Origin of the sequence: Agrococcus sp. UYP10, assembly GCF_040547205.1 — a bacterium.
Classification (GTDB): Bacteria; Actinomycetota; Actinomycetes; order Actinomycetales; family Microbacteriaceae; genus Agrococcus; species Agrococcus jenensis.
On sequence record NZ_JBEPPG010000001.1, the window covers coordinates 1,947,614 to 1,972,792 of the forward strand.

Annotated in this window: 25 protein-coding genes; 13 read left to right on the forward strand and 12 right to left on the reverse strand. The window is 74.5% G+C overall.

The window, feature by feature from the left end; all coding sequences use genetic code 11:
- Positions 1-94: 94 nt before the first annotated feature.
- The gene (locus tag ABIB37_RS09630; RefSeq protein WP_123698332.1) at positions 95-268 is read left to right on the forward strand and encodes a DUF3117 domain-containing protein; all 174 of its coding nucleotides are present in this window, start codon (positions 95-97) and stop codon (positions 266-268) included.
- Positions 269-354: 86 nt separating this feature from the next.
- Here ABIB37_RS09630 and ABIB37_RS09635 read toward each other — a convergent pair whose 3' ends face one another.
- A complete protein-coding gene (locus ABIB37_RS09635) occupies positions 355-1,005 on the reverse strand; it encodes an O-methyltransferase (protein WP_354259754.1) in 651 nt (216 codons plus the stop codon).
- Positions 1,006-1,098: 93 nt separating this feature from the next.
- Here ABIB37_RS09635 and ABIB37_RS09640 point away from each other — a divergent pair, with 93 nt between their 5' ends.
- Positions 1,099-1,470 (forward strand): twin-arginine translocase TatA/TatE family subunit, encoded by a 372-nt coding sequence (locus ABIB37_RS09640; protein ID WP_211333872.1) that lies wholly within the window; start codon positions 1,099-1,101, stop codon positions 1,468-1,470.
- Positions 1,471-1,994: 524 nt separating this feature from the next.
- On the opposite strand, the gene ABIB37_RS09645 is transcribed toward ABIB37_RS09640, so the two are convergent.
- From ABIB37_RS09645 to ABIB37_RS09655, 3 genes are read right to left on the reverse strand one after another with little or no spacing between them, the layout of a single operon-like run.
- The gene (locus ABIB37_RS09645) at positions 1,995-3,077 is read right to left on the reverse strand and encodes an Mrp/NBP35 family ATP-binding protein (protein WP_354259757.1); all 1,083 of its coding nucleotides are present in this window, start codon (positions 3,075-3,077) and stop codon (positions 1,995-1,997) included.
- Positions 3,078-3,107: 30 nt separating this feature from the next.
- The gene (locus tag ABIB37_RS09650; RefSeq protein WP_123698636.1) at positions 3,108-3,551 is read right to left on the reverse strand and encodes a DUF1003 domain-containing protein; all 444 of its coding nucleotides are present in this window, start codon (positions 3,549-3,551) and stop codon (positions 3,108-3,110) included.
- Between the two features lie 46 nt (positions 3,552-3,597).
- Complete coding sequence (locus ABIB37_RS09655) at positions 3,598-4,827, reverse strand: magnesium transporter MgtE N-terminal domain-containing protein (RefSeq protein ID WP_123698330.1); 1,230 nt, start codon at positions 4,825-4,827, stop codon at positions 3,598-3,600.
- A gap of 100 nt (positions 4,828-4,927) precedes the next feature.
- Here ABIB37_RS09655 and ABIB37_RS09660 point away from each other — a divergent pair, with 100 nt between their 5' ends.
- The gene (locus ABIB37_RS09660) at positions 4,928-5,461 is read left to right on the forward strand and encodes a YflT domain-containing protein (protein ID WP_354261583.1); all 534 of its coding nucleotides are present in this window, start codon (positions 4,928-4,930) and stop codon (positions 5,459-5,461) included.
- 4 nt (positions 5,462-5,465) lie between these two features.
- Here the strand turns inward: ABIB37_RS09660 and ABIB37_RS09665 are convergent, their stop codons facing one another.
- Positions 5,466-6,347: a LysR family transcriptional regulator ArgP gene (locus ABIB37_RS09665; RefSeq protein ID WP_354259760.1), complete on the reverse strand. Its 882-nt coding sequence runs from the start codon at positions 6,345-6,347 to the stop codon at positions 5,466-5,468.
- 85 nt (positions 6,348-6,432) lie between these two features.
- Between ABIB37_RS09665 and ABIB37_RS09670 the strand changes: the two genes are divergently transcribed.
- The gene (locus tag ABIB37_RS09670) at positions 6,433-7,086 is read left to right on the forward strand and encodes a LysE/ArgO family amino acid transporter (RefSeq protein ID WP_354259763.1); all 654 of its coding nucleotides are present in this window, start codon (positions 6,433-6,435) and stop codon (positions 7,084-7,086) included.
- Between the two features lie 18 nt (positions 7,087-7,104).
- On the opposite strand, the gene ABIB37_RS09675 is transcribed toward ABIB37_RS09670, so the two are convergent.
- Positions 7,105-8,559, reverse strand: coding sequence for an aminopeptidase P family protein (locus ABIB37_RS09675; protein ID WP_354259765.1), 1,455 nt, complete (start codon positions 8,557-8,559; stop codon positions 7,105-7,107).
- Positions 8,560-8,604: 45 nt separating this feature from the next.
- Complete coding sequence (locus tag ABIB37_RS09680; protein WP_354259767.1) at positions 8,605-9,141, reverse strand: ArsR family transcriptional regulator; 537 nt, start codon at positions 9,139-9,141, stop codon at positions 8,605-8,607.
- Between the two features lie 57 nt (positions 9,142-9,198).
- On the opposite strand from ABIB37_RS09680, the gene ABIB37_RS09685 reads away from it, so the two are divergent.
- The 3 genes from ABIB37_RS09685 to ABIB37_RS09695 are packed head-to-tail and all read left to right on the forward strand — an operon-like array spanning position 9,199 to position 12,129.
- Entirely contained in the window at positions 9,199-10,467 is a 1,269-nt protein-coding gene (locus ABIB37_RS09685; protein ID WP_354259770.1) for an MFS transporter, read from the forward strand.
- 52 nt (positions 10,468-10,519) lie between these two features.
- A complete protein-coding gene (locus tag ABIB37_RS09690; RefSeq protein WP_354259773.1) occupies positions 10,520-11,314 on the forward strand; it encodes an alpha/beta fold hydrolase in 795 nt (264 codons plus the stop codon).
- Positions 11,311-12,129 carry an esterase/lipase family protein gene (locus ABIB37_RS09695; RefSeq protein ID WP_354259775.1) on the forward strand — a complete coding sequence of 273 codons (819 nt, stop codon included), beginning with the start codon at positions 11,311-11,313 and terminating at the stop codon, positions 12,127-12,129. The genes ABIB37_RS09690 and ABIB37_RS09695 overlap by 4 nt, the downstream gene beginning before the upstream one ends.
- Here the strand turns inward: ABIB37_RS09695 and ABIB37_RS09700 are convergent.
- The gene (locus ABIB37_RS09700; RefSeq protein ID WP_354259777.1) at positions 12,126-13,133 is read right to left on the reverse strand and encodes an endonuclease/exonuclease/phosphatase family protein; all 1,008 of its coding nucleotides are present in this window, start codon (positions 13,131-13,133) and stop codon (positions 12,126-12,128) included. The genes ABIB37_RS09695 and ABIB37_RS09700 overlap by 4 nt on opposite strands.
- A 75-nt stretch (positions 13,134-13,208) precedes the next feature.
- Between ABIB37_RS09700 and ABIB37_RS09705 the strand changes: the two genes are divergently transcribed.
- The 3 genes from ABIB37_RS09705 to ABIB37_RS09715 are packed head-to-tail and all read left to right on the forward strand — an operon-like array spanning position 13,209 to position 14,817.
- Positions 13,209-14,102, forward strand: a complete 894-nt coding sequence (locus ABIB37_RS09705; protein WP_354259780.1) for a PHP domain-containing protein — start codon at positions 13,209-13,211, stop codon at positions 14,100-14,102.
- Positions 14,103-14,134: 32 nt separating this feature from the next.
- Complete coding sequence (locus tag ABIB37_RS09710) at positions 14,135-14,539, forward strand: VOC family protein (protein WP_354259782.1); 405 nt, start codon at positions 14,135-14,137, stop codon at positions 14,537-14,539.
- The gene (locus ABIB37_RS09715) at positions 14,536-14,817 is read left to right on the forward strand and encodes a winged helix-turn-helix transcriptional regulator (RefSeq protein ID WP_354259785.1); all 282 of its coding nucleotides are present in this window, start codon (positions 14,536-14,538) and stop codon (positions 14,815-14,817) included. Before ABIB37_RS09710 ends, ABIB37_RS09715 begins: the two co-directional genes overlap by 4 nt.
- Positions 14,818-14,840: 23 nt before the next feature.
- Here the strand turns inward: ABIB37_RS09715 and ABIB37_RS09720 are convergent, their stop codons facing one another.
- Entirely contained in the window at positions 14,841-16,346 is a 1,506-nt protein-coding gene (locus ABIB37_RS09720; protein ID WP_354259788.1) for a DEAD/DEAH box helicase, read from the reverse strand.
- A gap of 87 nt (positions 16,347-16,433) precedes the next feature.
- On the opposite strand from ABIB37_RS09720, the gene ABIB37_RS09725 reads away from it, so the two are divergent.
- Complete coding sequence (locus tag ABIB37_RS09725; protein ID WP_354259791.1) at positions 16,434-17,159, forward strand: ferritin-like fold-containing protein; 726 nt, start codon at positions 16,434-16,436, stop codon at positions 17,157-17,159.
- 26 nt (positions 17,160-17,185) lie between these two features.
- Here ABIB37_RS09725 and ABIB37_RS09730 read toward each other — a convergent pair whose 3' ends face one another.
- Both ABIB37_RS09730 and ABIB37_RS09735 read right to left on the reverse strand, forming a co-directional pair.
- On the reverse strand, positions 17,186-17,485 hold the full coding sequence (locus tag ABIB37_RS09730; RefSeq protein WP_354259794.1) for a hypothetical protein: 300 nt from the start codon (positions 17,483-17,485) through the stop codon (positions 17,186-17,188).
- Positions 17,485-17,703 (reverse strand): DUF3107 domain-containing protein, encoded by a 219-nt coding sequence (locus ABIB37_RS09735; RefSeq protein ID WP_123698315.1) that lies wholly within the window; start codon positions 17,701-17,703, stop codon positions 17,485-17,487. The genes ABIB37_RS09730 and ABIB37_RS09735 overlap by 1 nt, the downstream gene beginning before the upstream one ends.
- Positions 17,704-17,815: 112 nt before the next feature.
- Between ABIB37_RS09735 and ABIB37_RS09740 the strand changes: the two genes are divergently transcribed.
- Positions 17,816-20,956: a PD-(D/E)XK nuclease family protein gene (locus tag ABIB37_RS09740; protein WP_354259797.1), complete on the forward strand. Its 3,141-nt coding sequence runs from the start codon at positions 17,816-17,818 to the stop codon at positions 20,954-20,956.
- Positions 20,953-24,099, forward strand: a complete 3,147-nt coding sequence (locus ABIB37_RS09745; RefSeq protein ID WP_354259800.1) for an ATP-dependent helicase — start codon at positions 20,953-20,955, stop codon at positions 24,097-24,099. Before ABIB37_RS09740 ends, ABIB37_RS09745 begins: the two co-directional genes overlap by 4 nt.
- Here ABIB37_RS09745 and ABIB37_RS09750 read toward each other — a convergent pair.
- Entirely contained in the window at positions 24,085-25,125 is a 1,041-nt protein-coding gene (locus ABIB37_RS09750; protein WP_354259803.1) for a phosphotransferase, read from the reverse strand. The two genes, ABIB37_RS09745 and ABIB37_RS09750, sit on opposite strands and share 15 nt — an antisense overlap.
- Positions 25,126-25,179 lie beyond the last annotated feature (54 nt).

Below are 25,179 nucleotides of genomic sequence, written 5' to 3' on the forward strand. Positions count from 1 at the left end.
CGCTCGGTCCGCCGCTCTCAGGCGGCACGCGAGCGATGCATGGCGAGAACATGAGACAATGTCCCCAGTAGCCGCGAATGAAAGGGGTGCCTCCATGGCCGCCATGAAACCACGCACCGGAGACGGACCGCTCGAGGCCGTCAAGGAGGGTCGGGTCATCGTCGTCCGCGTCCCTCTCGAGGGTGGCGGGCGCCTCGTGGTCTCCGTCAATGATGCAGAGGCAGCAGCGCTCCACAAGGCGCTGGGCGAGGTCGTCGTCACGGCCTGAACCGCTCCTGGCCCTTCGGGCAGAGCGCAACGGGGCCGATCCATGGCGGATCGGCCCCGTTCGCGTGCGCGGATGCCGCGCGGCGGCTAGCGCTTCGGTGCTGCCGGCTCCGGCTTGCGCACGATCTGCAGCAGCCCGTCGCCGACGGGCGAGACGGCGGCCTGCACCGCGTCGCTCGTCGCGAGCTCCTTGAGCAGCGCGCGCACGTCCGAGGCGGCGTCGTCCCGCTGCGCGGGGTCGGCGACCTTGCCGCCGAGCAGGGCGTGGGCGACGAGCACCGAGCCGCCGACGCGCACGAGCGCGAGGGCGTGCTCGACGTACTCGAGCATCCCGGCCTGGTCGGCGTCGATGAGCACGATGTCGTAGCTCGACTCGTTCATGCGCGGCAGCACGTCGCGCGCCTTGCCGGTGATGAGCCGGGCGCGGGTGACGGGGATGCCGGCCTTCGCGAACGCCGCGCGAGCGTGCTGCTGGTGGTCGAGCTCGGTGTCGATCGAGGTGAGCGTGGCGGTGGGTGCGCCGCGCAGCAGCCAGAGGCCGCTGACGCCCGCACCGGTGCCGACCTCGAGGATGGCGGTGGCCTGCGTCGCCGCGGCGACGGCGGCGAGCTGCGCGCCGACGGCGGGCGCGATGGGCGTGATGCCGAGCTCGACGGAGGCGTCGCGCGCGGCGGTGAGCACCTCGTCCTCGCTCGCGAGGTCGTCGAGGTACTTGGCGATGAGCGATGTTGTCTGCACGGTTCCTCCGCCTCGACCCTAGCCGTGCGAGGCAGCAGCACCCTCCAGGCTCGCCGCCGATCCGGCCGTCGCGGCCTCGACTACCCTGGAGGGGTGTCCCTCGCAGGCATCACCCTCGACAAGCTGCTGCTCATCGCAGTGCTCGCGGCCATCCTCATCGGCCCCGAGCGGCTGCCCGCGCTCGCCGAGAAGCTGGGCGCCCTCGTGCGGGGCCTCCGCGACCTCGCCGGCGGCGCGAAGGAGCGGATGCGCGAGGAGATGGGCCCGGAGTTCGACGAGGTCGACTGGCGGCGGCTCGACCCGCGGCAGTACGACCCGCGCCGGATCGTGATGGATGCGCTGCGCGACGACCCGAAGCCGCCGCCGGACTTCGCCACCGCCGCAGCTGGTGCCTCGGTCGCGACCGTGACGGGCCTCCCGCGCCGGGCGAGCGGCCCGATGCGCTTCGACGACGAGGCCACCTAGCCCCGCCCCTCCGCGTCCCGCACCCGAGTGGTCACTTCCGACCGTGAGTGGTCACTTCCGACCGTGAGTGGTCACGTCCGCCCGTGAGTGGTCACTTCCGCCCGTGAGTGGTCACTTCCGCGCCCGATCGGTCACCTCCGCGCCCGAGCGGTCACCTCCGCGGACGAGTGGTCATTTCCGCGCCTGAGTGGTCACTTCTGCCCCTCAGGGAAGGAAGCCGGGAGGCGACGAGTGGAACCGTCCCGCATCTACCGCGCCCATCACCCACTTCCCGGTTGCGTCGCGCAGTCACTGCATCCGTGGCCATGCAACCCAGGCGCCACTCACCAGCGGCAGTGACCGCTCACGTGCCCAAGTGACCTCAGACGGACCGGAGTGACCTCAGACGGACCGGAGTGACCTCTGACAGACCGGAGTGACCTCTCACGTGCGGGAGTGACCACTCACGTGCGGGAGTGACCACTCACGTGCGGGAGTGACCACTCACGTGCGGGAGTGACCACTCACGTGCGGGCGGGCGGCGGTCAGGCGGGGGAGAGGGGGAGGCCGCGGCCCGCGATCGGGCGCGTGCCCCGGAGCGCTTCGGCGAGCGCGATGACCGCGGCCGCCGCGGGATCGGTCGGCTCCGACGCGACGACCGGCGCGCCCGCGTCGCCGCCCTCGCGCAGCGCGACCGACAGCGGGATGCGCGCGAGCAGCGGCACGCCGAGCCGTCGCGCCGCCTCGTCGCCGCCGCCCGCGCCGAACAGCTCGAGGATCGAGCCGTCGGGCTGCGCGAGCCCCGCCATGTTCTCGACCACGCCGAGCACCTCCTGCCCCGTCTGCCGCGCCACCTCGGCCGCGCGCTCCGCGACGTCGGCCGCCGCGCGCTGCGGCGTCGTCACCACGAGCACCTGCGCGTGCGGCAGCAGCTGACCGAGCGAGATCGCCACGTCGCCGGTGCCGGGCGGCATGTCGATGAGCAGCACGTCGAGGTCGCCCCACCACACGTCGGTGAGGAACTGCTGCAGCGTGCGGTGCAGCATCGGGCCGCGCCACGACACGGAGCGGTTGCCGTCGACGAACATGCCGATCGAGACGAGCCGCACGCCGTGCGCCTCCGGCGGCATCATCATGTCGCCGACCTTCGTCGGCTTCGCCGCGCTCCCGAGCAGCGCCGGGATCGAGTAGCCGTGCACGTCCGCGTCGATGACGCCGACGGCGAGCCCTCGGGCCGCGAGGGCGACCGCGAGGTTCGCCGTGACGGTCGACTTGCCCACGCCCCCCTTGCCGCTCGCGACCGCGATGATGCGCGTGAGCGTGCCGGGCCCGAACTGCGCGGGCCGCGAGCCGCGCAGCCGCTCGACGAGCGCCTGCCGGCGGGCGGGATCCATCACCGCGACCTCGACGGCCACGGCGTCGACGCCGGGCACCGACGCGGCCGCCTGCCGGACATCCGCCTCGATCCGGTCCGCGGCCGGGCACGCAGCGACCGTCAGCTCGAGGCGGATGCTCGCGAGGCCGCCGTCGAGCGTCGCGGTCGGGATCATGTCGAGCTCGACGAGCGGACGGCGGATCTCGGGGTCGACGACGGTGCCGAGCGCGCGCTCGAGCCGGGGGTCGATCACCGGTCGGTCACCGGCCGCTCACCGGTCCGGTCACGACGTCTCGCGCTCGCGCCGCTCGTCGAGGTCCTCGACGAACGTCTTGAGCTCGGCGCGGATGAACTCGCGCGTCGCCATGTCGCGCATCGCCATGCGCAGCGCGACGACCTCGCGCGCCAGGTACTCGGTGTCGTTGAGGTTGCGCTCGGCGCGCAGGCGGTCCTGCTCGATCTGCACCCGGTCGCGGTCGTCCTGGCGGTTCTGCGCGAGCAGCAGCAGCGGCGCGGCGTACGAGGCCTGCAGGCTCAGCACGAGCGTGAGCAGCGGGAAGCCCTGGTCCTGCGGGTCGAACTGTGCGGCGGGGGCGGCGAGCGAGTTGTAGCCGAGCCAGAAGGTGACGAAGATCGTCATCCCGATGAGGAACGCGGGCGTGCCCATGCCGCGCGCGAACGACTCGGTGAAGCGGCCGAAGCGGTCCTTCGACTGCGGCTTGGGCATGGCGAAGCGGCGCCGCGCCTTCGGCCGCGAGAACTGCTCGTCGCGCTCAGCCACGCTGCGGCTCCTCCTGCGTGCGCCAGTCGGCCGGCAGCAGGTGGTCGAGCACGTCGTCGATCGTGACGACGCCGACGAGCCTGCCCGCGGTGTCGACGACGGGCACCGAGACGAGGTTGTACGCAGCCATCTGGCGCGTCACCTCCGCCGCGGTGTCGCTCGTGAGCACCGGCTCGATCTGCTCGTCGAGCAGCGTGCCGACCCGCTCGTTCGGCGGGTAGCGCAGCAGCCGCTGGAAGTGCACCATGCCGAGGTAGCGGCCGGTCGGCGCCTCGTACGGCGGCAGGGTCACGCAGATCGCGGCGGCGAGCGCCGGCGCGACCTCGTGGCGGCGCATGAGCGCGAGCGCCTCGGCGACGGTGCCGTCGGACGCGAGGATGATCGGCTCGGTCGTCATGAGGCCGCCCGCGGTGTCAGCGCCGAACGCGAGCAGCATGCGCACGTCCTCGGCCTCATCCGGGTCCATGAGCTCGAGCAGCGTCTCGGCGCGCTCGGTCGTCATGTGCGCGACGAGGTCGGCGGCGTCGTCGGGCTCCATCTGGTCGAGCACGTCGGCGGCGCGGATGTCCTCGAGGCCGTTGAGGATCTGCACCTGCCGGTCCTCGTTCATCTCCTCGAGGATGTCGGCGAGCCGGTCGTCGGAGAGGTCCTCGGCGACCTCCATCATCCGCTGCTCGGGCAGGTCGAGCATGGCGGACGCGGCGTCGGCGGCCGGCAGCTCCTCGAGCGACGCGAGCAGGTGGTCGGTGTCGTGGTCGGCGTCGGGCTCGTGGCGCACGTCGTTCCAGCGCGCGAGCGTCGTGGGTCCCTTGCCGAACGGGCCGACCTTGGGCTTCCGCAGGAAGAGCTCGTCGACCTCCCACTCGCCCGGGCCGCGCTCGGCGATGGACAGGTCCTCGAGCACCGCCGTCGAGCCGTCGCGGAGCGTCACGGTGCGGCCCAGCACGTCGGCGAGCAGCAGGCGCTCGCCGCCGCGCTGGCGGAAGCGACGGTCGCTGATCGCGGAGGCGATGAGCTGGCCGCCGCCGATCGAGAGCACCCGGCCGATCGAGAGGAAGACGCGCGCGCGGCCGCGGTCCTCGACGACGAGCCCGACCACGCGCGGGGAGGCCGCGGTGCGGGGCACGGTGACGACGTCGCGCACCTTGCCGATGCGCTCTCCCGCGGGGTCGAAGACGCCCGAGCCTGCGAGGCGCGCGACGAACACGGTGGGAGCGCTCATGCCGTCCAACGTACCGCGCAGCACCGCCCGTCGAGGTGTGACGCCCAGAGCGAAAGCCCCGTGCGCGCCGGGGAGCGCATGGGAGACTGGCCGGGTGAGCATGTTCCAGCGATCCGCGACCGGCGACCAGCATCTGCCGCGCGGTGTCGTGGTGGCCTCGTACGAGACCTACGACCAGGCGCAGGCCGCGGTCGCGAAGGTCTCGGGCGCCGAGGCGGAGGTCGTGGGCCTCGCGATCATCGGCAACGACCTCAAGCTCGTCGAGCGCATCGTCGGCAGGCTCACGTGGGGCAAGGTCGCGCTGCAGGGCGCGATGCGCGGGCTCGGCTTCGGCGCGTTCATCGGCCTCGTCTACCTGCTCTTCGTGCCGGAGGCGATCGCCTCGGTGCTGCTCTTCCCGGCGCTCGGCCTCGCGTTCGGCATCCTGCTCGGCGTCACCTCGCACGCGATGACGCGCCGCAAGCGCGACTACGCATCGGTCCAGCAGGTGCTCGCGGCCCGCTACGACGTCGTCGCCCCGCAGGAGACCGCCGGCAAGGCGATGCACATCATCGGCCAGCGCGGCGGCGCCTCTGCGGCGGCATCGCCCGCGCCGCAGCAGGCCGAGCAGCCGCCAGCACCGCCGCTCGGCTGACCGCTCAGACGAGCGCCGGCGACGTCCGCGCGGCCGACTGCACGGCATCCGTCACGAGGTCGAGCAGCGGCGACGACAGGTTCCAGCGCTGCCACCACAGCGGCACCTCGACCCCCGTCTCGGCGAGCTGCACGAGCGACCCGTCGGCGAGCCCCGCCTCGAACTGACCCGGCAGCAGCATGCCCCAGCCGAGCCCCATCCGGACCGCCTCGGCGAACTCCGCGGATGCCGAGATGACGTGCCGCGGCGCCTCGGCGCGCGCGCCGTGCCGGTGCGCGAACTTCGCCTGCAGGGTGTCGTGGCGGTCGAAGTCGACGATCGGGGCCGCCTCGAGCGCCGCACGCGACAGCCCGCGCGAGAACCACCGCTCGGCGAGCGCGCGCGAGGCGATCGGGACGTAGCGCATGCGTCCGAGCGGGGAGGCGACGCAGCCGGCGACCGGCTCGCGCTGCGAGGTGACCGCGCCCATGACGGTGCCCGCCTCGAGCAGCTGGGCGGTGCGCTCCTGGTCCTCGCGGTGGATGTCGAACGTCACGCTCCGCTCGGCGGTCACCGCGGCGAGCGCGGGCAGGAACCAGGTGATGAGGGAGTCGGCGTTCACCGCGAGCGGCACGCGCTGCGCGAGGGTGTCGTCGCCGAGCGCGATGCGCGCGTCGTGCTCGAGCAGCGCGAGCTGCCGCGCAAGCCGCACGAGCGCCTCGCCCGCCTCGGTCGCGCGCACCGGCTTCGTGCGCTGCAGCACGACCCGGCCGACGCGCTGCTCGATCGCGCGGATGCGCTGGCTCACCGCGCTCGGCGACACCGCGAGCTGCACGGCCGCCCGGTCGAGCGTGCCGGCGTCGACGACGGCGGCGAGCGTGCGGAGGTGATCGAGCGGCAGGTCCATCCCTCGATCCTAGATGAAGCGATGCTTATGATGCTGCACGATCATGCGCTGGACTGCATGTCTGACCGCTCGTAGCGTCGATGACATGGACCAGGGACTCATCGCACTGCTGTCGGGGCTCGGCCTCTGCCTCGGGCTGATCATCTCGATCGGCGCGCAGAACGCCGTGGTGCTGCGGCAGGGCCTCCGCCGCGAGCACGTCGGGATCGTCGTGCTCGTGTGCGTCGTGAGCGACGCCATCCTGCAGGTGATCGGCGTCGCCGGCGTCGCGACGCTCGTGACGAGCCACCCGTGGCTCGAGACCGTCGCCCGCTGGGCGGGTGCCGTCTTCATCGTCGGCTTCGCGATCGTGAGCGCCCGGCGCGCGTGGCGCGGCGGCGGGTCGCTCGAGGCCGCGCCCGAGGCGGCCGCGGAGGCAGGCGGCGGCGCGCCCCTTGCGACGCGCACGCGCAGCAGCAGGCTCGCGGTGCTCGGCACGATCCTCGCCGTCACCTGGCTCAACCCGCACGCGCTCGTCGAGACGACCGTCGTGATGGGCTCGGTCGCCGCGACGCACGGCGACGCGCGCTGGTGGTTCATGGTGGGCGGCATCACGGCGAGCACGCTGTGGTTCGTCGGGTTCGGCTACGGCGCCCGCTACCTCGCGCCGCTGCTGCGCACGGAGCGCGCGTGGCGCATCCTCGACGGCGCGATCGCGGCCGTCATGCTCGTGATCGCCGTCACGCTCGTCCTCGGCTGAGCGCGCCGCGGGGCGCGATCAGCGCGCGCGCACCTCGCGCATCCACGCCTCGACCTCGTCGGCCGTGCGCGGGATCGCGCCGGAGAGGTTCCTGGCGCCGTCGGCGGTGACGACGATGTCGTCCTCGATCCGGATGCCGATGCCGCGCAGCTCCTCGGGCACGGTGAGGTCGTCGGCCTGGAAGTAGAGGCCGGGCTCGATCGTGAAGACCATCCCCTCGCGCACGATGCCGTCGTGGTAGAAGTCGCGACGCGCCTGCGCGCAGTCGTGCACGTCGAGGCCGAGGTGGTGGCTCGTGCCGTGCACCATCCAGCGCCGGTGCAGCTGCTGGTCCGGCTCGAGCGACGCCTCCGCCGAGATCGGCAGCAGCCCCCACTCGGCGGTCCGGCGCGCGATCACCTCCATCGCGGCGGCGTGCACCTCCTTGAAGACGATGCCCGGCTTGACGATCGCGAAGGCGGCGTCGGCCGCCTCGACGACGGCGTCGTAGACGCGCCGCTGCACCTCGGTGAAGGCGCCCGAGATCGGCAGCGTGCGCGTGATGTCGGCCGTGTAGAGGCTGTCGACCTCGACGCCCGCGTCGAGCAGGATGAGGTCGCCCTCCCGCACCGCGCCGTCGTTGCGCGTCCAGTGCAGGTAGCAGGCGTGGTGGCCGGATGCGGCGATCGTGTCGTAGCCGACGGCGTTGCCGTCGAGCCGCGCGCGGCGGTGGAACGCGCCCTCGACGACGCGCTCGCCGCGCTCGTGGCGGGTGGCGAGCGCGAGGTCGGCGATGACGTCGTCGAAGCCGCGCGCCGTCGCGTCGACGGCGGCCTGCACCTCGGCGACCTCCCACGCGTCCTTCACGAGCCGCAGCTCGCTGAGGTCGCGCGCGAGCGTGTCACCGTCGGGGTTCGCGCCCTCGACGCGCGCCTCGACGGCGGGGTCGGCGCCGGTCACGACGAGCGCAGTGCCGCCGCCCGTCAGCGCGGCGTCGAGCTCGGCGAGGTCGGTGGTCGCGACGCCGAGGTCGGCCGCGACGTGCTCGAGCGAGGGCCGTGGGCCCACCCAGAACTCGCCGATGGCCGGGTTCGCGTAGAACTCCGTCGTGCCGCGACCTGCGGGACCGCGGAAGTACAGCGTCGCCTCGTGGCCCTCACCGTCGCCGGACGTCGGCTCGAGCACGAGCACCGAGTCGGGCTCCGCGTCCGAGCCCCAGCCGGTGAGGTAGGTGAAGTCCGCGTGCGCGCGGAACGGGTAGTCGGTGTCGTTCGAGCGCACCTTGAGCGACCCCGCGGGGATCACGAGGCGCACGCCCTGGTGCATCGCCGAGAGCCGCGCGCGGCGCGCTGCGGCGGGGTCGGCGGCGGCGCGCGGCGCGGGCGTCGTCGCCTCCCGCTCGGCCCAGCCGGACTGGATGTGCTCGGTGAACGCCGACGACGTCGGGGTCGTCGATCGGTTGGTCGTGCTCTGCGTCGTCGCCTGGTCGCTCATGCCCGCCATCATCCCACCGAGGCGAGGTCGGTGGCGGCGGATGCCTCAGCCGCGCGCCGAGGGCGGGTTGCGGTCGGCGTAGAGCGCGGCGAAGAACCCGAGGGTCGTGCCGTCGGGGTCGGGGCCGCGCTCCTTGAACTCGTCGAGCAGCGCGTGCAGCCGTCGCTCGAACTCCTCGCGGTGCGCGTCGTCGATCTTCAGCCCCATCCAGCTCGCGTCGAGCTGGTCGGGCGGGAGGCCCTCGATCTGCTGCAGGAACGTCTCGACCAGCACGGGGGAGCCCTCGGGCATCGAGGTGCGCCACGAGAGCCCGGTCGCGCGGTAGGGCACCTCGCGCGCGCCGCCGGCGCCGGCGCGCTCGGGCTCGGCCGCGAGGAAGCCGGTCTGCACGAGCGTGCGCACGTGGTGGAGCATCGTGCCGGGGTTGACGCCCAGCAGCTCGGCGAGCTCCTTGTTCGTGCGCGACTCGAACGCGCACAGCCGCAGCGCGCGGAGCCGCAGCGGCGAGCTGAGCGCCCGCGCCATCGCCTGCGCGCGGGCGTCGGGATCGTCGGCCCGCAGCTCGATCCGGTCGTCGCCCATGCCGCCACCCTACGCGAGCGATTGACAGATCTCAATCGAGCGCGCACACTGATCGACATGTCTCGATCGGAAGCCGTCGGGGAGCGCGCGGACCGCTCGCTCTGGCGCGACGGCAACTTCCTCACCCTCTGGAGCGGCCAGGCGCTCGCGCAGCTCGGATCGCAGGTCGCCGAGCTCGCGATCCCGGTGCTCGCGGTGCTGCTGCTGGGGGCGAGCGAGCTCGAGGTCGGCTTCCTGAACGCCGCGGGCGTCGCCGCGTTCCTCGTCGTCGGGCTGCCCGCGGGCGCCTGGATCGACCGCCTGCGCAAGCGCCGGGTGATGATCTGGGCGGATGCCGTGCGCGCGGTCGCGCTCGGCGTCGTGCCGCTGCTGTGGTGGGCAGGGCTGCTCGAGATGTGGCACCTCTACGCCGTCGCGCTCGTGGTCGGGGTCGCCACCGTCTTCTTCGACGTCTCGTACCAGAGCATCATCCCGTCGCTCGTGCGGCCCGGCCAGATCGCCGAGGCGAACGGCAAGCTGCAGGCGACCTACGAGCTCGCCAACATCGGCGGCCCCGCGGTCGGCGGCTGGCTCGTCGGGCTCGTCGCCGCGCCGTTCGCGATCCTCGCCACGGTCGGCACCTACGTCGCGTCCTTCGTCGCGCTGCTGCTCACGCGCGATCACGAGGAGCCGCGCGCCGCCGACGACCGCGGGCCGATCCTGCAGGAGATCGGCGAGGGCCTGCGCTGGGTGTTCGGCAACCGGCTGCTCCGCCGCATCGTGACGACGACCGCCGTCTTCAACCTCTCGAGCACGCTGTCGTTCACCCTGCTCCCCATCTTCCTGCTGCGCGAGCTCGGGCTCACCCCCGCAGCGATGGGCGTGATCTTCTCGCTCGGGGCGATCGGCGGCTTCGCCGGCGCGGTCGCGACGCCGCACATCGTGCGCCGCATCGGCGAGGCGCGCGCCATCCCGGTGAGCGCGATCGCGTTCAGCGTCGTCGCGTGCCTGCTCCCGCTCGCCGCGGCGTTCCCGTCCGTCGCGTTCCCGCTGCTCGTCGCGCAGGGGTTCGTCGCGAGCTTCACCGTGCTGCTCTACAACATCACGCAGGTCACCTTCCGCCAGCGCATCACGCCCTCGCGGCTGCTCGGGCGCATGAACGCGTCCATCCGCTTCTGCGTCTGGGGCGTCATGCCGATCGCGGCGCTCGCGGCGGGCGTGCTCGGCACCTGGCTCGGCGTCGTCCCGACCATGTGGATCGGCGCGGTCGGGCAGGTCGTCTCGGCGTTCTTCGTCGTCATCGGCCCGTTCTGGGCGCTCCGCGAGCTGCCCGACGCGGCGGCCTGAGCCGCCAGCGCGACGCAGGACAGGCTCAGGCGGTGCGCCGTACCCTCGTGGGATGCATGTGCCGACCCCCGCTGGCCTCGCCGAGTGGCGCGAGGTCGCCGACACCGCGGTCGACGCCGCCGTCGCCTCCCACGTCGACGGCGATCACGTGCTGCTGCTGCGCCGCTGGCGGCGCGAGGGCGCGCCGATCGTGCTGCTCGTGCACGGCATCGGCATGGGGCAGCAGTACTTCGGGCTGCTGCGCGAGGCGCTCTCGGCCGAGCTCGACGTCATCGCGCTCGACCTCCCCGGCTTCGGCGCATCGCCCGAGCCCGCCGAGAGCATGCCGATGCCCGAGCTCGCCGACTTCGTCGCCGACGCCCTGCGCGGCATCGTCGGCGAGCCCGTGATCGCGCTCGGCCACTCGATGGGCACCCAGGTGGTGGCCGAGCTCGCAGCGCGGCACCCCGAGGCCGTCGACCGCGTCGTGCTCATCGCGCCGACCGTCAACCCGCGCGAGCGCAGCGGCTGGCAGCAGGCGTGGCGGCTGCTGCAGGACCTCGCGAACGACCCGCCCATCGTCGCGCTCGTCGGCGCGCGCATGTACGCCCAGACCGGGCTGCGCTGGTACCTGCGGAAGCTGCGGTCGATGCTCGCGCACGACCTGCGCGACGTGCTGCCGCGCGTGCTCCAGCCGACGCTCGTCATCCGCGGCGAGGAGGACAAGGTCGTGCCGGAGGACTGGGCCGCCGAGGTGTGCGGCCTGCTGCCGCACGCCGAGCTGCGGATCGCGCGCGGCAAGGGCCACGAGGCGATGGTGACCGGCGCCGAGCCGGTCGCGCGCATGGTGATGGAGTTCTCGGCATGACCGCGCAGCGTCCGCGGCCGAGCGCGCGGCTCATGCCAGGGGAGGCGCTCGTCTGGGCGGGGGACTACCGCTTCGCGGCGATGCAGCACGTGCGCTCGTGGTTCGACCGCCGGCCGCCGTCGCTCACCGGTCCCGCGGATGCGCGCGTGCACGTCGTGCTCGTGCCCGGGGTCGTCGAGCGGTGGCACTTCATGGAGCCGCTCGCGAAGCACCTCGTGCACGCGGGGCACGCGGTGCGCTTCGTCCCGGAGCTCGACCGCAACCTCGCGCCCGTGCTCGAGTCGGCGCCGATCGTGCGCGACGTCGTCGACCGCGTCGCCGCCGAGCATCCGCACGCCAGGATCGTGCTCGTCGGCCACTCGAAGGGCGGCCTGATCGGCAAGCGCGTGCTCGTCGACCGCGCCCTCGAGCCCGACATGCCGCAGCCCGACGGCCTCGTCGCGCTCGCGACCCCCTTCGCCGGCTCCGCGCGGGCCCGCTTCATCCCCGGCACGTGGGTGCGCGAGCTCGACGCGTCGAGCGAGGTGCTGCTCGCGCTCGCCGCGGAGCGCGTCGCGGATGCGCGCATCCGCGTGGTCCTGCCGCGCATCGACCCGCACATCCCGGGCAACGAGATCCCGGAGGGGATGCAGGGCGTGCGGCTGCGCGCGAGCGGCCACTTCCGGCCGCTCGCCACTCGCGAGGCGGCCGAGGCCGTGCTCGACGCGATCCGCGCGCTCACGAGCGACGAGCGCCCGGCGCCCGGGGCGGAGCTGCGCGAGGCGGTGCGCGACGCCGCGGACGACGCCGAGCAGGGCGGCACGGCCGACCGCTAGCCGGTCCTCCGCAGCTGCACGAGCACCGGCCGGTGGTCGGTGCCGGCGCCGTCGACCCCGGTGAGCACCCGGGCGGCGACCGGCTCCCAGTCGGGGGTCGCGACGACGTGGTCGATCTGCGCGCCGAGCCACGACGGCGCCCACGTCGGCCAGCTGCCGACCGCGCCCGCGCCGACCGCGCTCGCGGCATCGCGGCACGTGCCGAGGTCGCCGCCGTCGGCGCCGAGCGAGGCCCAGTGGTCGAGCGTGGAGTTGAAGTCGCCCGCCATCACGACCGAGGAGGAGCCGTCGCAGAGGCCGGCGACGAACTCGAGGTCGGCGCGCCAGTTCCGCATCTGCTGCGGCACGGGCGCGACCGGGTGCGTCGACACGAGCACGGGGCCATCGCCGTCGTCGGGTCGCGCGACGACGGTGGGCAGCGTGCGCGTGCCGCCGACCGAGCTGTCGGTCGTGTACTCGCCGAGCGCCGCCGAGATGAGCAGCGTCGTGTTGAGCGCGCCGTAGGAGGGGGAGTACTCGGTCGTGTGCACCCAGAACGGGTTGCCCCGCTCGCGCAGCAGCTCCGCGACCCCGACGCCGAGCGGCAGCGTCGTCTCGGGCAGCATCACGACGTCCGCCCCGGTCTCGTCGATGATGCGCGCGACCTCCTCGGCGCCCGGCTCGTCGCCGAGGGTGTTCCAGGTGAGCACGACGAGGTCGCCGCCGTCGCCGTCGATCGCCTGGTCGTCGTCGAGCCCGCGCGAGGCATGGACGCCGCCGGAGACGAGTGCGAAGACGAGCAGCAGCGAGACGACGCCGAGCACGAAGGGCCGCACGCGCCGCCAGCCGACGAAGCAGAGGAACACGATCGCGAGCACGAGCGCGATGCCGACCACGCCGATCCGCATCGACACGACCTGGGCGACGACCGGCGCCTGCTCGAGCCCGAGCGCCTGCGGCCACGCGGCGACCAGCAGGCACGCCGCGATGACGATGGCGAGCAGCCAGCCGAGGATCGCGAGCACATCGGGAGCGTAGGACACCGGTCGATGCGGGGCCTGTGGAGCGCGTCCCCCGACCGGCCGGAATAGGCTGGCCGGATGGACGACGACTGGGTGCGCAGGGGCCCGATCGACCTGCACGCGCACTCGCGCGAGTCGGACGGCACGGATGCGCCCGGTGACGTCGTGCGAGCCGCCGCCGCGGCGGGGCTGGGCGTCGTCGCGCTCACCGACCACGACACGGTCTCGGGCTGGCAGGAGGCGGCCGACGCCGCGATGGAGACGGGCGTCGCGCTCATCCCGGGCGTCGAGTTCTCGTCGCAGATCGGCCCCGCGAGCGTGCACGTGCTCGGCTACCTGCTCGACCCCGTCTCGGCCGCGTTCGTGGGGGAGCGGGAGCGCATCCGGCTCGAGCGCGTCGAGCGCGCCGAGCGCATGGTGCGCGCGATCGGCCGCGACTACCCGCTCACCTGGCGGCACGTCGAGGAGCACTCGGCGCCCGGCGCCACGATCGGCCGCCCGCACATCGCCGACGCGCTCGTGACCCTCGGCATCGTCCCCGACCGGTCAGCGGCGTTCGAGGGCATCCTGCACTGGCAGGGCGGCTACTACCAGCCGCACCACGCGCCGCACCCGGTCGACGCGATCCGCATCATCGCGGATGCCGGCGGCGTCGCCGTGCTCGCGCACCCCGCGGCGCGCGGGAGGCCCGTCATGCGGATGGGCGTGCTCGGCGAGCTCGTGGACGCGGGCCTCGCCGGCGTCGAGATCTGGCACCGCGACAACGACGCGCGATCCCAGCGGGAGCTGCTCGTCGACGCCGAGCGCCTCGGGCTGCTCGTCACCGGCTCGAGCGACTACCACGGCTCGGGCAAGCCCAACGTGCTGGGCGAGCACACGACCGAGCCGGCGGTGCTCGCCGAGATCGTGCGGCGCGCGACCGGCTTCGCGCCGGTCGTTCCCGGGCCCTCGCCGCGCGCGACGGGGCCTTGACACGGCACTTGCATTTTGCAAGCATCAGCGGCATGAGCCTCTTCATCACCTGCCCGGTCCAGAGCGTCGAGCGCGCGACCGCCTTCTACACCGCCATCGGGTGGACCCTCAACGCCGAGATGTCCGACCACAACGTCTCGTGCTTCCAGATCGCGCCCGAGCAGTACGTCATGCTCGGCAGCCGCGAGATGTACGCGAGCGTCGGCGGCGTCGAGTCGGTCATCGGCGGTCCCGACACCCCGTCGAAGGTCACGGTCTCGTTCGACCTCGGCAGCCGCGAGGCGGTCGACGAGCTCGTCGAGCGCGCCGGCGCCGCGGGCGGCCGGATCGGCGACACCGACGACTACCCCTTCATGTACCAGCGCCAGTTCGACGACCCGGACGGCTACCACTACTCGCCGTTCTGGATGAAGCCGGACGCAGCCCCCGACGCGTGAGCGACCTCGCGGCCGCCCTCGAGGTCGTGGGAGCGCGCTGGGCGCTGCGGATCGTCGAGCGGCTGCTCGACGGGCCGCAGCGCTATGGCGACCTGCAGCGCGACCTCGGGGTGCCGACGAACATGCTCGCGACCCGGCTGCGCGAGCTCGAGGAGGCCGGCGTGCTGGCCCGGCTCCCGCTGACGCACAACACCAGGGCCTACGCGCTCACCGAGCGCGGGCTCGCCCTGCGGGCGGCGATCGACGCGCTCGGGCGCTGGGGCGCCGAGCTCGACTAGCTCGGCGCCTTGTCAGCGCTGGTTCAGCCCTGGGCGGGCGGCGTCGAGCCGCCGGAGCGGCTGCGCCGGCGACGGCGGCGCGTGGGCGACGCGTTGCCGTCGTGGTGCTCGTTGCCGCCGCCGTCGTGCGTGCCGCGCCCCTCGGCGACCGGCGCATCCGTCGTCGGGGCAGCGCCCTCGGCGCCGCGGCCGCGTCCGCCGCGGCTGCGGCGTCGGCCGCCCTCGCTGCGCTCGCCGTCGCTGCTGCGCTGGCTGTCGCCGCTGCGCTGGCCCTCGCCACCGCGGCCGCGCTCGGAGCGGCCGCCGGGGGCGACGCCCTCGCGCTTCGCCTCCTTGTTGGGAGGCGTCGCGTGCAGGCGGCCCTTCACGCCCTGCGGGATCTTCAGGTCGGTGTAGAGGTGCGGGCTCGACGAGTACGTCTCGACCGGCTCGGGGCGACCGAACTCCAGCGCGCGGTCGATGACCGACCACTTGTGGAGGTCCTCCCAGTCGACGAAGGTCACGGCGATGCCGGTGCGACCGGCGCGGCCGGTGCGGCCGACGCGGTGCAGGTACGCCATCTCGTCCTCGGGGATGGTGTGGTTGATGACGTGCGTCACGTCGTCGACGTCGATGCCGCGGGCGGCGACGTCGGTGGCGATGAGCACATCCTTCTTGCCGGCCTTGAACGACGCCATGGCGCGCTCGCGCGCCTCCTGGCTCATGTCGCCGTGCACGGCCGCGGCCTGGAAGCCGCGGTCGATGAGCTCCTCGGTGATGCGCGCGGCGGCGCGCTTCGTGCGGGTGAAGACCACGGTCTTGCCGCGGCCCTCGGCCTGCAGGATGCGCGCGATGACCTCGTCCTTGTCGAGCGCGTGCGCCCGGTAGACGACGTGCTCGATGTTGGCCTGCGCGATGGTGTCGTCGACGTCGGTCGCGCGGATGTGCAGCGGGCGCGCCATGAAGCGGCGGGCGAGCGCGACGACCGGTCCCGGCATGGTGGCCGAGAACAGCATCGTGTGCCGCACCGCCGGCACCTTCGAGAAGATCTTCTCGACGTCCGGCAGGAAGCCCAGGTCGAGCATCTTGTCGGCCTCGTCGAGCACGATCTCCTTGACGTTGGAGAGGTCGAGGATGCGCTGCTGCGAGAGGTCGAGGAGGCGGCCGGGCGTGCCGACGACGATCTGCGCGCCGGCCTTCAGCTGCTCGATCTGGCCCTCGTAGGCCTTGCCGCCGTAGATGGAGACGATGGTCGTCGGACGGTTGGAGGTGATGATCTCCATGTCCTCGGTCACCTGCACGGCGAGCTCGCGCGTGGGGACGACGATGAGCGCCTGGACTCCGGCGGGCGGCTCCGCACCGAGCCGCTGCGCGAGGGGGAGGCCGAACGCGAAGGTCTTGCCGGTGCCGGTCTTCGCCTGGCCGATGATGTCCTGGCCGGAGAGCGCGAGCGGGATCGTCTGCGTCTGGATGGGGAAGGGCTCGAGGATGCCGCGGTCGGCGAGCGCCTGGACCATGTCGGCATCGATGTTGAGGTCTTGGAAAGTCAAGGGAGTGTTCCGCCTGTTCGGGTTGCTCCGACCAGCCTACCCGCGGCATGCGTGGGCGGGGTGTTCCGCGCCCCTAGACTCCTCAGCGTGGTGAAGTGGTTCGACCGGACGCCGCGCGACGTCACGCGCCAGCTGCTCCGTCAGCATCGCGTGCCGGTCGTGGGCGACCGCGTGCTGCTCTCGGACGTGCGTCCCGCGCTCGTGCCCTTCGTCGGCCAGGCGCTCGGGCTCGAGCTCGAGCTCGTCGCGAAGGCCGGCCGCGTGCTCGCGGAGGCACCCTCGCTCGAGTCGCGCGTCGCGCTCGCGGAGGTCGTCCGCATCCACGCCGCACGCGCAGGAGCGTTCGCGCACATCCTCGAGGGCGAGCACGTCGACGCGGAGGAGGCGATGCGCCCCTTCGCCGAGACGACCCGCTCGTTCGCCGACGCGATCGCCGGCGCCGACTGGTACGAGCAGGTGCTCGCGCTGCACGTCGCGAGCGGGCTGCTCGTCGACTTCTTCGTCTCGATCGCGCCCGGACTGCCGGAGGACGACCAGGACGCCATGCTGCGCGCGCTGCGCAGCGAGTCCACGCATCCGCACCTCGTGCACCTGCTGCAGCGGGCGATCGTCGCGACGCCGCGGCTCTCCGACCGGCTGGCCGTGTGGGGCCGCCGGATCGTCGGGGATGCGCTGCTGCAGATGTACCTGGCGGTCAACGGCCCCGACGACTCCGGTCGGGCGGTGCCGAGCCAGCCGCGGCTCGAGCCGGCGTTCAACGACATCGTCGCGTCGCACACCCGCCGCATGGACGAGCTGGGCCTCACGGCCTGAGCGCCTGGCCGAGCGGGCCGCGCGGGTCAGGCCGCGCGGGTCAGCTGCGCGAGGTAGGCGGCGTCGGCCCGCTCGCGGCGCGGGGGGAGCACGCGCGGCAGCACGAGCGCCACGGCGAGCGCCGCCGCGAGGCTCGCGATCCAGAGCCAGCCGTTGTCGTTCGCGAGCCCTGCGAGCCGGAGGATCGTCCAGACGATGCCGGCGGCCGCGGCGGAGGCGGCGGGGTTGAGGAAGAGCCCCACCCATTGCCTGCCGGGCAGCAGGTACCGCGCGGTCAGGCCGATCGCCGCGCCGATGACCATCGGCACCAGGACGAGGATGGGCATCAGGCCACAAAGCCGATCTTGCGCGTCGTCTCGCTGCCGATCTCGACGTAGGCGATCTGCGCGCTCGGCACGAGGTACCGGCGGCCCTTCGCGTCGTCGAGGGTGAGGTGACCGGCGCCGAGCGCGGCGATGACGGCGGACTCGATCTCCTGCGCCGTCTGCGCCGAGTCGAACGCGATCTCGCGGGGCGAGTCCTTGATGCCGATGCGGATGTCCATGGCCTCAGGATAGGCGATGCCGGCCGGGCGATCGGCCGCGTCCGCCGAGGGCGAAGCGCCGCCGCCCGGAGCGGCTCCCGGCCGTGTCGGCGGCCGCCGCTACCGTGGCGTCGTGCTCGACCTGCTGCCCCTCGCCGATGCGATCGCCGACCTGCCGGAGGCACCCGCCGCCGAGCGGGTCGCCCCGGCCGGCGCGGGCCTCGACCCCTCGCAGCGCGCCGTGCTCGCGCTCGACGGGCGGGCGTCCGCGATCGTGCTCGGCGTCGCGGGCTCCGGCAAGACGACGACGCTCGTCGAGCTCGCCGCCGACCGGCTCGCGCGGGGCCTCGACCCGGCATCGCTGCTCGTCGTCGCGGGCTCCCGGCAGGCGGCGACCGCGCTCCGCGACCGGCTCGCGCAGCGCACCGCGCTCGTCACGCCCGGGCCGCTCGCGCGCTCGATGCCGTCGTTCGCGCACGCGCTGCTGAGCGCTGCGGCCCTCGCCGACGAGCGGCCCGTGCCGCAGCTGCTCTCGGGCGCCGAGCAGGACCGCATCATCGCCGCCATGCTCGCCGGCCACGCCGACGACGCCGCGGCCGGCATCGCCACCGGCCCCGAGTGGCCGCCGCACCTGCACGACGAGGTCCGCGAGCAGGCGGGCTTCCGCGCCGAGCTGCGCGAGCTGCTCGCCGCCGCGCAGGAGCGGGGGATGGACGCCGCCGACCTCGCCGCGCTCGCGGCGGCGCGCGAGGTGCCCGAGTGGGCCGCCGCCGCGCGGTTCCTCGACGAGTTCGAGCGGCTCCAGCGGCTCGAGCGACGCGGCGCCGAGGCGATGACCGCCGCGTCGCTGCTGCGCCGCGCGGCGACGGCGATCGTCCAGACGACGGTGCCGCTCCCGAGCCTCGTGCTCGTCGACGACGCGCAGGAGCTCACCGAGGGCGCCGTCGTCGTGCTCGAGGCGCTCCGGTCGCGCGGGGCGACGGTGATCGCCTTCGGCGACCCCGACACGACCACCGGCGGCTTCCGCGGCGCCGACCCCGCGCTGCTCGCCGCGCTGCCCGCGCGGCTCGGCTTCGCGCGCGAGCCAGGGCACCGGCTCGAGCTCGAGGTCGACCACCGCCACGGGGCGCGGGTGCGCGCCTTCCTCGCGGCGTCGGTCCAGGGGATCGGCACCGCGGGCGCCGGCACGCACCGGCGCGCCGCCGCGCGCGCGACGGCGGGCGACGACGAGCTCGAGCTGCACGTCGCGCAGTCGATCGACGAGCAGGCGCGCCGCATCGCGCGGCTCATCCACGAGCGCCGCGCGCACGGCGTCGCGTTCGACGACATCGCCGTCATCGCCCGCACCGGGCGGGCGGCCGCCGAGATGGGGTCGCTGCTCTCGGCGCTCGAGGTGCCCGTCGCCTCCGGCGGACCGACCCGGCTGCGCGAGACCGAGGTCGTCGAGGCGCTCGTGCGCGTGCTCGCCGTCGCCACGGGGCGCCGCGAGCTCGACGCGCAGCTCGCCGAGGAGCTGCTGCGCAGCGACCTGCTCGGGCTCGACGCGCTCGCGGTGCGGCGGCTCAAGCGCGCGCTCCGGCACCGCATCGTCGCGGCGGGCGGCGAGGTGCACGTCGCGGGCGCCGAGCTGGTGCGCGCCGCGATCGCGGCCGCCGTCGCCGGCGACCCGGCGCAGCTCGAGGGGCTCGCCGACGCGCGGCAGGGCGCCGCGGCCGCGCGGCGGCTCGCGCGCATGCTCGCCGATGCCGGGGCGCTGCTCGGCGCGACCGACCCGGCGGGCGCCGACCGCGTGCTGTGGGCGGTGTGGAGCGCCGCGGGCGTCGCCGAGGGCTGGCGGCGCGCCGCGCTCGGCGGCACCACGGTCGAGCGCGCGCTCGCGAACCGCCGGCTCGACGCCGTCGTGGCGCTCTTCGACCAGGTGGCACGGCTCATCGAGCGCCGGCCCGACGCCGACACCGGTGCGTTCGTCGACGCGTGGCTCGCGTCGAGCGTCGACGACGACTCGCTCGCGGCGCGCGCCGAGCGCTCTCGCGTGGCGATCGGCACCCCCGGCCAGCTCGTCGGGCGCGAGCTCGACACCGTGATCGTCGCGGGCCTGCAGGACGGCGTCTGGCCCAACCTGCGGCTCCGCGGCTCGCTGCTCGGCGCGAACCGCCTCGACGGCGACCCGAGCGAGGACGCCCGCGCCGGCGTGCTCCACGACGAGCTCCGCACCTTCGTCAAGACGGTCGCGAGCGCGCGCGCCGCCGTGCTGCTGACGGCGGTCGCGAGCGAGGACGAGCAGCCCTCGCCCTTCGTCGGCGGCATCGACCCCGAGCCCGCCCCGGGCAGGGACGACGGCTGGCACTCCCTGCGCTCCCTCGTGGCGAGCCTGCGACGGCGCGTGGTCGAGCGCCGGCCCGATGCCGAGCAGGCGGCGTCGGCGCTGCGGCGGCTCGCCGACGCCGGCGTGCCGGGTGCCGCGCCCGAGGAGTGGGCGGGCCTCGCGGGCGTCACGACCGCCGAGCGGCTCGACGCGAGCGAGCAGGTGCGCGTGAGCCCCTCGGCGCTGCAGGGCCTCGTCGAGTGCGAGCTCTCGTGGGTCGTGAACCGCATCGCCGGCAGCACCTCCAACCGGGCGGCGGCGCTCGGCACGATCGTGCACGACGCGGTCGAGCACGTCGACGCGACCGACGCGGCCGCGATCGAGGCGGCCGTCGACGCCCGCTTCGCCGAGCTCGCCCACCCCTCCGAGTGGGAGGCGGCCCAGCAGCGCGAGGAGGTCGTGCCGATGGCGGGCGCGCTCGCGGGCTACTTCCAGGTGCTGCGCGGCGCGGGCTGGACCATCGAGCGCGACGAGCGCGAAGCGCGCTTCTCGGTCGAGGTCGACGGCGCGGTCCTCTCCGGGGCGATCGACTGGATCGAGCACGGACCGTCGGGGGAGGTGCGCATCGTCGACCTCAAGACCGGCAAGCGCGTGCCGAAGGAGGTGCCGGGCCTGGGCAACCTCCAGCTGCTCGCCTACCAGCTCGCCGTCGCGCTCGGCGGCATCGAGGGCATCGAGGCGGGCGGCCGCACGTCCGCGCGGCTCGTGATGCCGAAGCTCGCGCGGCGCGACAAGACGGTCGACTCCGAGCCGTTCGACGAGGTGGCTGATGCGTTCCGCGCGCACATCCGCTCGGCCATCGACACCATGGGGGGCGCGACGTTCGTGGCGCGGCCCGAGCTGCACTGCAGCGGCGACTACAGCTTCGGCCAGTGCGCCATCCACGTCATCCCGGAGGTCACCGAGTGATCAGCGCCATCGAGATCACCGAGGCGATCGCCGCCGTGCGCGGGAGGGCGCCGCAGCGCCCGACCGAGGAGCAGATCGCGGTCATCCAGGCTCCGGAGGAGCCCACGCTCGTGGTCGCGGGCGCGGGCAGCGGCAAGACCCACACGATGGCGCAGCGCGTGCTGTGGCTCGTCGCCAACGGCAGTGTCGCGCCCGACGAGGTGCTCGGCCTGACCTTCACCCGCAAGGCGGCGCGCGAGCTCGGGGACCGGCTGACCGCCGAGCTGCGCGCGCTCGGCGAGGCGGGGCTCGTCGACCCCGAGGTGGCCGCGACCCGGCGGCCCGTGGTGCAGACCTACAACTCCTTCGCGAGCGCGCTGTTCCGCGAGTGGGCGCTGCTGATCGGGCGCGATCCCGAGTCGGAGGTGCTCACCGACCCCGCTGCGTTCCTGCTCGCGCTGCGGGTCGCGCGCGCCTCCGACGACCTCCGGCTCGCCGCGCTCGGCCGCGCCGAGACCGTCGCCGACCGCGTCGTGCAGCTCGCCGGCTCGCTCGGCGACCACCGCGTCTCGACCGACGAGCTGCGCCGTGGTCGCTACCCGGAGGGCTTCCAGGCGCTCCGGGCGCTGCCGACCGCCGACGAGCCGAAGGCCTTCCGCGCGGCGCACGCGAAGGCGATCGCGCAGGACGTCGAGCGGGTCTCGAGCCTCGATCCGCTCGCCGACCTCGTCGACGCGTTCGACGACGCGAAGCGCCGCCGCGGCGCCGTGCAGTTCAGCGACCAGGTGCGGCTCGCGCTCGATGCCGTGAGCGCGCACGCGGGTGCCGTCGACGAGCTGCGCGCCCGCCACCGCGCGGTGCTGCTCGACGAGTTCCAGGACACCTCGGTGCTGCAGCTGCAGCTGATCCACGCGCTGTTCGACGGGTCGCCCGTGATGGCGGTGGGGGATCCCAACCAGGCGATCTACGGCTTCCGCGGCGCGAGCGCCGGCACGCTCGCGCTCTTCGCGCAGCGCTTCCGGGTCGAGCGCACGCTCACGCTCTCGACGAGCTGGCGCAACGACGAGGACGTGCTGCGGCTCGCGCACGCCGTCGCGACCCGGCTGCCCGAGCAGCCTGGCGTGCCCGTCAGGCGGCTCGCGGCGCGCGACGGCGCAGGCCCCGGCGATGTCGTCGTGCGGCACCTGCCGACGATCGAGGACGAGTCGCGCGAGCTCGCGGGGTGGCTGCGCTCCCACGGCGCGGGCGTCGCGGGCTCCGAGACCACCGCGGCCGTGCTCGTGCGCTCGCACGCGCAGGGCATCGAGCTCACGCGGGCGCTCCGCACCGAGGGCATCCGCGTGTTCCGCTCGGGCGGCGGCGGGCTGCTCGACGAGCCGGAGGTCGTCGACCTCGTCGCCGCGCTGCGCGTGCTCGGCCGGCCGGAGGAGGGGTCGAGCCTCGTGCGGCTGCTCGCCGGCAGCCGCTGGCGCGTCGGCGTCGCCGACCTCGCGGCGCTCCAGCGGCGGGCGTCGATGCTCGCGAAGGCCGGGCTGAGCGACGAGCAGCGCAGCGCCGACCGGGGCGCGATCGCGCCGGAGGCGCACGTGTCGATCGTCGACGCGCTCGACGCGCTCGTCGACGTCCCGCGGCTCGAGGGCGCCACCGACGCGGGGCTCGCACGCATGCGGGAGGCCGGCGCGCTGCTGCGCGAGCTGCGCCGCCGCGCCGGGATGCCGCTGCCGGAGCTCGTGCGGAGCGTCGAGCAGGCGCTGCGGCTCGACATCGAGGTCGCGGCGAAGCGCCCGCACGCGCACGGCGCGCTCGACGCCTTCGCGCGCGAGGTGCAGGCGTTCACCGCTGCCGACGAGCGCGGCTCGCTCGAGGCGTTCCTCACCTACCTCGACGTGCTCGAGGCGGGGCGCGGCCCCGACGTGCCGGAGCCCGAGCCCGAGCCCGGCTGGGTGCAGGTGCTCACGATGCACGCCTCGAAGGGGCTCGAGTGGGACGTCGTGGCGCTGCCGCGGCTCGCCGCCGCGAAGCAGGACGACCAGCCGCTCGGCTGGCTCACGCACGCGACGCTGCCCTACCCGCTGCGGGGCGACGCCGACCTGCTACCGCGGCTCGAGTGGCGGGGCCACGCGACCCAGCTCGACTACGCGACGGCGCGCGAGCGGTTCCTCGAGGCGCTCTGGGACCACTTCCAGTCGGAGGAGGACCGGCTCGCGTACGTCGGCGTCACCCGCGCGCGGCGGGCGCTGTGGCTCTCCGGCGCGCAGTGGTACGGCATGGCGCGCACCCCCGCGAAGCCGAAGCGGCTCCTCGAGCTCGCCGCGGGCGCGATGGGCGCCGAGCTGCTCGAGCCGCCCGCGAAGGGCGCCGAGAACCCGCTCGGCGACCGCAGCCCCTCGCTCGCGTGGCCGGTCGACCCGTTGGGCCCGAGGCGGGCGGCGATCGAGGCGGCAGCGGCCGCGGTCCGGGCCGCGGATGCGTCGGCGCCGACGCCGTGGGACGACGCCATCGCGCTGCTGCTCGCTGACCGCTCGGCCACGCCGCTCGCCCTCCCGACGCGCATCGCCGCATCCGGCTTCAAGGACTGGGCGGCCGACCCGGTCGCGGTCGCGCAGCAGATCGCGCGGCCGATGCCGCAGGAGCCGTTCGCGGCGACCAGGCTCGGCACGCTCTTCCACGGCTGGGTGGAGCGGCGCGGCAGCGCGATCGGCCTCGGCGACGCCGTCGACGACGAGGCGCTCGACGAGGAGCTCGTGGGCATCGACGCCGACCGGCTCGAAAAGCTCAAGCGCACCTTCCTCGCCTCGCCCTACGGCGACCGCGAGCCGGCCGAGACCGAGCTCGAGATCCACCTGCCGCTCGCCGGCACGACGGTCGTGTGCAAGATCGACGCCGTCTACCGCGACGGCGAGCGGGCGACGGTCGTCGACTGGAAGACGGGCAGGCTGCCCTCCGGCGACGCCGACCTCGAGGCGCGGCAGCTGCAGCTCGCGCTCTACCGCGCCGCCTACGCGGCGCACGCGGGGCTCGACCCCGACCTGGTCGACGCGGAGCTCTACTTCGTCGAGCACGACCGCGTCGTGCGGCCGTCGCGCATCGAATCGCTCGCCGAGCTCGAGGACCGCTGGCTGCGGGCGCAGCGGGCGGTCGCGGCGGCGTCAGCGGTCGGCTGAGGGCGCGCGGTCCGCGTCGTCGTCGCTCGCGCCGTCGACAGGGCCCGTCTCACCGAGGTACTGCTGCACGCCGGTGAGGTCCATCGTCTCGGGCTGGCTCGCCGCGATCGCGGCGCCCGGGTCGCGGTCGACGCGCTGCACGAGAGACGCGAGCATGCCGGATGCGTCGTCGACGACGGACCGGTCACCGGAGTCGACGCCGTGCAGCAGCCAGCGGGCCACGTCGAGCTCGGCGTGCAGCATCGCGCGCTGGCGCAGCTGCCGGTCGCCGATGCCGCGCGCCGCGGCGTGCGCGTCGAACGCCTCGTCGACGCTGCCGAACTCGTTCGAGCCGAGCAGGAACGCGAGGTCGCGCGCGGGGTCGCCGACGGCGAGCGCGTGCCAGCCGTCGATCCCGACGACCCGCGCGCCCTCGACGCGGAACGCGGGCGCCTGCAGGTCGCCGTGCACGAGCGCGGGCTTGAACTGCCAGAGCCGGTCGTCCGAGAGGGCGCCCTCCCAGCGCTCGAGCAGCGCCGCGGGCACCGAGCCGGTGGCCGCCGCGCGGTCGAAGGTGTCGAGCAGCCGCTGCCGCAGCGCCTGCGCGGTCTCGTGCGGCAGGCCGGCGTCGGCGGCGACGGACGTCGGCAGCTCGTGGATCGCCGCGATCGCCTGGCCGACGCTCGTGGCGAGGCCGGGGCGGGCGGGGGAGATGTCCTGCAGCCGCATCGTCGCGCCGCCCAGCCGGGTGAGCACGAAGAGGGTCGAGCGGCCCGCCTCGGCCGTGCCGAGCGCCGACGGCACCTCGAACGGCAGCCGCGAGCGGGTCGCGAGCGTGAGCGCCGCGAGCGCGGCGGCGTGGGCCTGCGCGGTGCGGAGCGCCGCGACCGAGCGGGGGAGCACGACCTGCACGGTCTCGCCGTCGGCGAGGCGCGCGGCGACGACCGAGCGGTGCTCGTCCGAGCCGTCCTCGGTCGCGCCGACCACCGTCAGGCCGTCGACGGCGGTGGTGGCGAGCGCGGCTAGAGTGAAGGGGTTCGTGCTCATGGATGCCAGGCTAGGCCGCCCTCGACCGTCGGGGGCCGCGCCACGCGACGGAGG

Bases quoted from the DNA above. Each gene is read 5' to 3' on its own strand.
- ABIB37_RS09630 (WP_123698332.1), top strand. From the start codon at position 95: ATGGCCGCCATGAAACCACGCACCGGAGACGGACCGCTCGAGGCCGTC.
- ABIB37_RS09650 (WP_123698636.1), bottom strand. From the start codon at position 3,551: ATGCCCAAGCCGCAGTCGAAGGACCGCTTCGGCCGCTTCACCGAGTCG.
- ABIB37_RS09655 (WP_123698330.1), bottom strand. From the start codon at position 4,827: ATGAGCGCTCCCACCGTGTTCGTCGCGCGCCTCGCAGGCTCGGGCGTC.
- ABIB37_RS09660 (WP_354261583.1), top strand. From the start codon at position 4,928: ATGTTCCAGCGATCCGCGACCGGCGACCAGCATCTGCCGCGCGGTGTC.
- ABIB37_RS09665 (WP_354259760.1), bottom strand. From the start codon at position 6,347: ATGGACCTGCCGCTCGATCACCTCCGCACGCTCGCCGCCGTCGTCGAC.
- ABIB37_RS09670 (WP_354259763.1), top strand. From the start codon at position 6,433: ATGGACCAGGGACTCATCGCACTGCTGTCGGGGCTCGGCCTCTGCCTC.
- ABIB37_RS09675 (WP_354259765.1), bottom strand. From the start codon at position 8,559: ATGAGCGACCAGGCGACGACGCAGAGCACGACCAACCGATCGACGACC.
- ABIB37_RS09680 (WP_354259767.1), bottom strand. From the start codon at position 9,141: ATGGGCGACGACCGGATCGAGCTGCGGGCCGACGATCCCGACGCCCGC.
- ABIB37_RS09685 (WP_354259770.1), top strand. From the start codon at position 9,199: ATGTCTCGATCGGAAGCCGTCGGGGAGCGCGCGGACCGCTCGCTCTGG.
- ABIB37_RS09690 (WP_354259773.1), top strand. From the start codon at position 10,520: ATGCATGTGCCGACCCCCGCTGGCCTCGCCGAGTGGCGCGAGGTCGCC.
- ABIB37_RS09695 (WP_354259775.1), top strand. From the start codon at position 11,311: ATGACCGCGCAGCGTCCGCGGCCGAGCGCGCGGCTCATGCCAGGGGAG.
- ABIB37_RS09705 (WP_354259780.1), top strand. From the start codon at position 13,209: ATGGACGACGACTGGGTGCGCAGGGGCCCGATCGACCTGCACGCGCAC.
- ABIB37_RS09710 (WP_354259782.1), top strand. From the start codon at position 14,135: ATGAGCCTCTTCATCACCTGCCCGGTCCAGAGCGTCGAGCGCGCGACC.
- ABIB37_RS09730 (WP_354259794.1), bottom strand. From the start codon at position 17,485: ATGCCCATCCTCGTCCTGGTGCCGATGGTCATCGGCGCGGCGATCGGC.
- ABIB37_RS09735 (WP_123698315.1), bottom strand. From the start codon at position 17,703: ATGGACATCCGCATCGGCATCAAGGACTCGCCCCGCGAGATCGCGTTC.
- ABIB37_RS09750 (WP_354259803.1), bottom strand. From the start codon at position 25,125: ATGAGCACGAACCCCTTCACTCTAGCCGCGCTCGCCACCACCGCCGTC.